This window comes from Microcoleus sp. F10-B2 (genome assembly GCF_036704965.1).
In the GTDB taxonomy this organism is placed as follows: Bacteria; Cyanobacteriota; Cyanobacteriia; order Cyanobacteriales; family Microcoleaceae; genus Microcoleus.
On the sequence record NZ_JAUBTB010000047.1, the window covers coordinates 52,777 to 59,188 of the forward strand.

5 protein-coding genes and 1 riboswitch are annotated in these 6,412 nt (G+C 45.9%); of the genes, 3 read left to right on the forward strand and 2 right to left on the reverse strand.

Going from position 1 to position 6,412, the window contains the following annotated elements:
* Positions 1–40 precede the first annotated feature (40 nt).
* Positions 41–1,432: a glycoside hydrolase family 10 protein gene (locus QUA99_RS19050; protein ID WP_333242154.1), complete on the reverse strand. Its 1,392-nt coding sequence runs from the start codon at positions 1,430–1,432 to the stop codon at positions 41–43.
* A 229-nt stretch (positions 1,433–1,661) separates the two neighbouring features.
* Between QUA99_RS19050 and QUA99_RS19055 the strand changes: the two genes are divergently transcribed.
* The gene (locus QUA99_RS19055) at positions 1,662–2,855 is read left to right on the forward strand and encodes an FAD-dependent oxidoreductase (protein ID WP_333242164.1); all 1,194 of its coding nucleotides are present in this window, start codon (positions 1,662–1,664) and stop codon (positions 2,853–2,855) included.
* Between the two features lie 78 nt (positions 2,856–2,933).
* Positions 2,934–3,593, forward strand: a complete 660-nt coding sequence (locus QUA99_RS19060; RefSeq protein WP_333242157.1) for a DUF2834 domain-containing protein — start codon at positions 2,934–2,936, stop codon at positions 3,591–3,593.
* A 599-nt stretch (positions 3,594–4,192) separates the two neighbouring features.
* On the opposite strand, the gene thiC is transcribed toward QUA99_RS19060, so the two are convergent.
* Positions 4,193–5,566 carry a phosphomethylpyrimidine synthase ThiC gene (gene thiC, locus QUA99_RS19065; protein ID WP_333242160.1) on the reverse strand — a complete coding sequence of 458 codons (1,374 nt, stop codon included), beginning with the start codon at positions 5,564–5,566 and terminating at the stop codon, positions 4,193–4,195.
* Positions 5,567–5,573: 7 nt separating this feature from the next.
* A riboswitch (TPP riboswitch) is annotated at positions 5,574–5,670 on the reverse strand.
* A gap of 124 nt (positions 5,671–5,794) precedes the next feature.
* Between thiC and QUA99_RS19070 the strand changes: the two genes are divergently transcribed.
* Complete coding sequence (locus QUA99_RS19070) at positions 5,795–6,391, forward strand: DUF262 domain-containing protein (protein WP_333242162.1); 597 nt, start codon at positions 5,795–5,797, stop codon at positions 6,389–6,391.
* Positions 6,392–6,412: the final 21 nt, after the last annotated feature.

Consider the following 6,412-nt stretch of genomic DNA (forward strand, 5'->3'; position numbering starts at 1 on the left):
GCGGTAAGGTGCGCAGTGCGCACCCTACTTTTAAATTTTTTTACGTGGTTGGCGAGGGCGAAGGTGCGGTGTTTTTAATAGGTTGCTCTGGCTTAGCTTTCGGGTCTGGTTTGGGTGGCGCCGGCGGAGGGAAAGTCGCCGCACGTCTGGGTATTTGTAGCGCTGTTCGGAATGCAGAAGACGGGAAGAAAGCACTAAATTGAGAAAGTCGATGGGCGAGGGGTTCTGGTGCATATTCCCACAAGCTTTCGTAGTAGAAGAAAGCGACGCCTAAGCCGTATCCTTGGACTGCTTGCACCTGAGATTTAATTTGGTGAATCGGTACTGGGTTATTTCTCAAACCTGTCATAATCCCAACTCCGGTGGGGATTTTTTGCTGTGCTTCTTGCATTTCTGGACGGTTAATCTTGTCTACAAATGATTCTAGATTGGGACGGTACACTTGCACGATTAGCTCGTCGGCAATATCCAAACGCACCCAAGCCAGCCAATCTTGCAGGTGATGTTTGTAAGCAAACTCGTAGTAATTGGGAGAAATCGAGAAAATTGCATTGGGTTTGACTGCTTTGACGGCTTGATTTAGCTGCGACATAAAAGCGGTAATTTTATTGGCTCGCCACTGCACCCATGCTGGGTTTTGAAAATCTTTGGGCGGAGCTTTTTTTGTTTCTTTGGTATACAAAGCAACTGTGTAGTCATCGTAGCCAAATTCCGACGGCAAACTCATGTGATCGTCAAATTGAATGCCGTCTGCGTTATATTGAGTGGTGATTTCTAGTACGAGTTCGGTAATAAATTGTTGCACTTCTGGATGAAAGGGATTGAGCCAAACTACTTCGCCGCCGGCGTCGTTTGATGTTTGGCTGCCGTCCTGTTTTTGTGTCAGCCACTCGGGATGATTTAAGGCTAATTCTGAGGTGGGAGGAGCCATGAAACCAAACTCAAACCAAGGAATTACTAGCAAGCCTTGGCGGTGAGCTTTGTCGATTAAATCGGCGAGCATATCTTGTCCGTCTAACCCTCTGTAAACAAAGGGTTGAATGTCTCTTTGCTGCGCTACATAGCTGGGATACATTGCATAGCCAGAATTCCAGGCTACGGGATAAATTGTGTTGAAATTTAACCGTTTTAGTTGGCTGACAGCATCTCCTAGTTTGCGGCTATCTCTGAGGATGTCTTTGTCGTTTGTCGTCATCCAAACGCCGCGAATTTCCTGGCGGGGTTGCTGGGCGATCGCCGGAATGAAGTTGTTCGCCAGCAATACTATAATGAATGAGAGGGCAAACAGAAGCGGGAAAAGAGTTTTCATCGATCGCTGCCAACTGCGCGGAATGATGCGTAATGTCATAGTTTTGAATGGTGAGTTAGCTATTGAAACACACCCCGGCATAATTTGGTGATAAAATTTGCTCGCTTTACAGTCTACAACCATTGGCGCTGAATGTGGAATCGGTTAAGTGCAATCGGTGGATTGATGTTATGCGATCGCAACTGAGCGAAGTATAATCTATGAGACAGAGAGTAGATGAGAGCATTATGTCAAAGTGCTGGGAAATCATTCATTACGCACTGCAAGCTCTCCTGACCGGACAGTGCAGCCCAAGGAGTGCGAGTGCTGTACAATATCGGTGCTGGAACATTTCGATCGAACATCTGTAATTGTGAAAGATTTAGTGTTAATTGGTGGCGGTCACAGTCATGCTATTGTATTAAAAATTTTCGGCATCAAACCGCTGCCGGGAGTGCGTTTGACTCTGATTAGCGATGTCCTGCACGCGCCTTATTCGGGGATGTTGCCGGGGCACGTTGCCGGGTTTTACAATTATGATGAATGTCATATCGATTTGCGATCGCTCGCTGAATTTGCCGGGTGTCAAATATTAATCGATCGGGCGATCGCGATCGACTTTAACAAAAATTTAGTTATTTGTCAAACTCGCCCTCCGGTTAATTTTGATGTGCTTTCGGTGGATATCGGCAGCACTCCCGCGACTTTATCTGTACCGGGTGCAGCAGAATATGCAATTGCAGCTAAACCCGTACCGGAGTTTTTAGCTAGCTGGAATCAGTTAATTTCCGAAAGGCAAAACTCTCCCCAAAAACCGCTGCAGGTAGCGATTGTAGGCGGCGGTGCAGGCGGCGTAGAATTAGCATTAAATATGCAATCTCGATTGGGGAAGGAAGAGGTAAGAACGAAAAGGGAAGAAAATTTAGAAAATTTATCATCAGAAATTCATTTGTTTCACAGCGGTGCTGAATTAATGCCTGCACATAACCATCGGGTGCGCCGACGCCTTCAAGAAATTCTCATCAGTCGCAGCATTCAATTGCATTTAAAGGAAAAAGTCTGTGCTGTAAAAAAGATTGAGAGAGAAACCAATCCTCAATTCCCTACCGATTACCAAATTTCCTGTAAATCAGGTTTAGAATTAGAGTGCGATCGCATTTTTTGGGTGACACAAGCATCGGCAGCCAATTGGATAAAAGAATCCGGTTTAGCAGCCGACTCAAACGGCTTCATGCAAGTCAACGACTGCCTGCAATCAGTCTCTCACCCCAACGTATTTGGGGCTGGAGACATCGCCGCGATGGTTAATTATCCCCGTCCCAAAGCAGGCGTGTTTGCCGTGCGTCAGGGCAAACCGCTGTTTGAAAATTTGCAGCAGTTTTTATTGGGAAAACCGCTGAAACCCTTTGTACCGCAGGAACAATATTTAGGGTTAATTGGTACTGGGAATAAAAGGGCGATCGCATCTCGCGGATCTTTCATGTGGGAATCGGCGCTGCTGTGGTACTGGAAAGATTGGATCGATCGGCAATTTATGCAAAAATTTAGCAACATCACTCAGAAATAGGTCAATAATCACTCTAAATGTAGGGTGGGCAATGCGCACGTTACCCGTTACAGTACAAGAAGTAATGAGCCACAACATATGTTCAGAAAAATTGGATTTTGGCTGCTTTGGATTGCATTTAGCACCTACGCCTTTGTATTTGCACCACCCGACAGCCCAGAAACCATCACACTAATTACCAATCTTTCCACAGGCAAAATAGCAGGGATCAACCCTTTAATTGTAGCTTTATTCAACATCATGGGAGCCTGGCCGCTAATCTACAGTTGCGTGCTGTTTGCTGACGGCAGGGGGCAGAAAATACCTGCATGGTTATTTGCCGTTTTATCCTTTGGCCTCGGCGCATTTGCCTTGTTGCCTTATTTAGCCCTGCGCGAACCTAATCCAGAATTTTATGGCCCTAAAAACGTATTTTTAAAGGTATTAGACTCCCGTTTTACAGGGATTTTATTAACATTAGGGGCTGTTGCTTTAGTTGCTTTTGGCTTGACAAAAGGCGATTGGTCTGATTTTATTAGTCAGTGGCAAACCAGCCGTTTTATCCACGTAATGAGTTTAGATTTTTGTATGCTTTCCCTGCTATTTCCTGCGTTATTGGCAGACGACATGGCCCGTAGAGGAATGCAGAACTCTACAGCATTTTGGGCAGTAACATTAGTGCCGCTGTTCGGGCCGCTGGCTTATCTGTGCGCGCGCAAACCGCTGCCGGAAACTAATAATGAAACTGTTACAAATTAGACAGCAATACAGGGAATCCTCAGTTTAATTTAGGAATCAATCACAATAAATCAGACAAGAACAGGCTTTCCCTCCTATTCCACAATCACTAATCCACAATAAGTAATTTTTCTCAGGGGACGAGTTCCTAGCCCACCTGTTAGGAATTGTCAAGATGCTTCGCAACGAGTAAATATTGTTGTGCGGAAATTAACGTATCATTGTATCGTTCCAAGTGAGTGGAGGAAAGGAGCTGGCCTCGATTAGCTCAAACAATTTTGAGTTTAGCACCAGAGGAACGAGAGCAACCGCAACAGTTGCTCTATCGCCATAGTAGCCCCAGCCCTGTCAAGGTGCAATCAACGCAATTGTGTCATCTTAGGCGTTAGTTTTTAGCCATAAACGTTATTTATTGCGTTTGGACTCTGAAAAAAAAGAAGATCGCCCGCTACAAGATTTCCAGGGTTTGAAGAACTTCTGCACACTCCTGATTGGGCTGACAATACTCACCCTACTAATAAGCTGTTGGGCATCTAAATTGTATTTTTGGGCGGGCGGGACGCCCACCCCACAAGAATTACATCAAACTTAACTGTAAAAGTTAGATGCGCCTGGGCTTATTAGCTTTGGGCTACAGGTTCCTTAGCCAAAAACTTCTCTAATTCCGTCAAAGCATCGGCATCAACCTTAGTCTGCATCGGACAGAATTTAGGGCCGCACATCGAACAGAATTCAGCAGTTTTGTAGATATCTGCAGGCAAAGTTTCGTCGTGATATTCCTTTGCCCGTTCGGGATCTAATGACAGCTCAAATTGACGGTTCCAATCGAAATTGTAACGCGCTTTCGAGAGTTCATCGTCGCGATCGCGCGCACCCGGACGCCGGCGCGCAATATCGGCAGCGTGAGCCGCAATTTTGTAAGCAATCAGCCCGTTTCGGACATCCTCTGCATTCGGCAATCCTAAGTGTTCCTTCGGTGTCACGTAACACAGCATTGCAGTACCGTACCAACCAGCCATCGCGGCCCCAATTGCTGAGGTAATGTGGTCGTATCCAGGCGCAATATCTGTCACCAACGGCCCCAAAACATAGAAGGGTGCTTCGGAACATTCCTCCATTTGTTTCTTGACATTAAACTCAATTTGATCCATCGGCACGTGGCCCGGGCCTTCCACCATTACCTGCACATCATGTTCCCAAGCTTTGCGAGTTAATTGTCCCAAAGTTTTGAGTTCAGCTAATTGAGCATCATCCGACGCATCGTGAGTGCAACCGGGCCGCAGAGAATCTCCCAAACTAAACGAAACATCGTATTTTTTGAAGATTTCAATGATGTCGTTAAAGTGAGTGTAGAGGGGATTTTGTTTGTGGTGATGCAGCATCCACCGCGCCAAAATGCCGCCGCCGCGAGAGACAATCCCGGTAATCCGATTTCTCACCAACGGCAAATGCTCAATCAAAATTCCGGCGTGAATTGTTTGGTAATCAACACCTTGTTGAGCGTGTTTGTCAATGATGTGAAGAAAGTCATTCGCCGTCAGACTTTCCATATTACCGTGAACGCTTTCTAAAGCTTGGTAAATTGGTACAGTACCGATCGGCACCGGTGAAGCTTTGATAATCGTAGTGCGAATTTCATCCAAATTGCCGCCGCCGGTGGACAAGTCCATCACGGTATCAGCGCCGTATTTAACTGCTAGTTTAAGCTTGTCAACTTCTTCTTCCATATTGGAAGAGTTGGGAGATGCACCGATATTAGCATTGACTTTGCATTTAGAGGCAATGCCGATCGCCATCGGTTCTAAATTCGTGTGATTGATATTAGCCGGAATAATCATCCGTCCCCGCGCTACTTCGGCGCGGATCAGTTCTGGCGGGAGATTTTCTCGCTTAGCAACAAAGTGCATTTCCTCAGTAATTACACCTTGGCGGGCGTAGTGCATTTGAGATACATTGGTGTGCCCCTGACGCTTCGCGATCCATTCGGTACGCATATTTAATTTCCTTGATAAACAGCTTCCCTCCGCTGGTATTACCCAGACTCAGGTTCTAAGGGTGTTTTCTCAGCCCGGATATTCGGGCACCCCTAGCTAAGCTGTTAATAGTACCACTGATGTCTGTGCGCGACGCCAGCAACTAAGGAAATCTTAATATTGAGAGATAGATGAGGGGAGCGATAGGTCTATAATATCTAATAACTCAGGCAGAAAGGAGGCTACAAGATGAGTACATTTGAGTCAAACAGTGAGCCATCTCCCCCCAACCATCTAGGGGATGAGGAACAGGAAAACGATATTCAGGATAGCGAGGAAGATGATAGCGCGGAAGATGAGGAGGACATTATTCCCTCCAGATTCTCCCTAGCAGTTGATCGAAGAGATTTTGATGTAGAGGGTCTAGTTAGACGCCTGGAAAGCGAAGACGTATTTATTCCAGACTTCCAGCGTGCTTATGTCTGGAAACCAAAACAAGCATCGCGTTTTATAGAATCACTCTTGCTTGGTCTTCCAGTTCCCGGCATCTTTCTAGCAAGAGAGCGAGATACAAAAAAACTGCTTGTGATTGATGGTCAGCAAAGATTACGTAGCCTTTTATATTTCTACAAAGGCAAGTTTCCTAACAGTCGGCACTCGTTTGCTCTGAAAGGGGTTCATACAGAATTTGAGAGAGAGACATATAAATCACTGAAAGACCCATACCGACGCCAATTAGATGACTCGCTTGTATCCGCTACAATTGTCGAGCCACTTTCTCAAGGCGAGGACGGGAGCATCCCGGTTTTGCAAAAACCTCAAATGGCTAAGAGGTCGTTGAGGTAAGCACAACGAAGTTTTAGCATT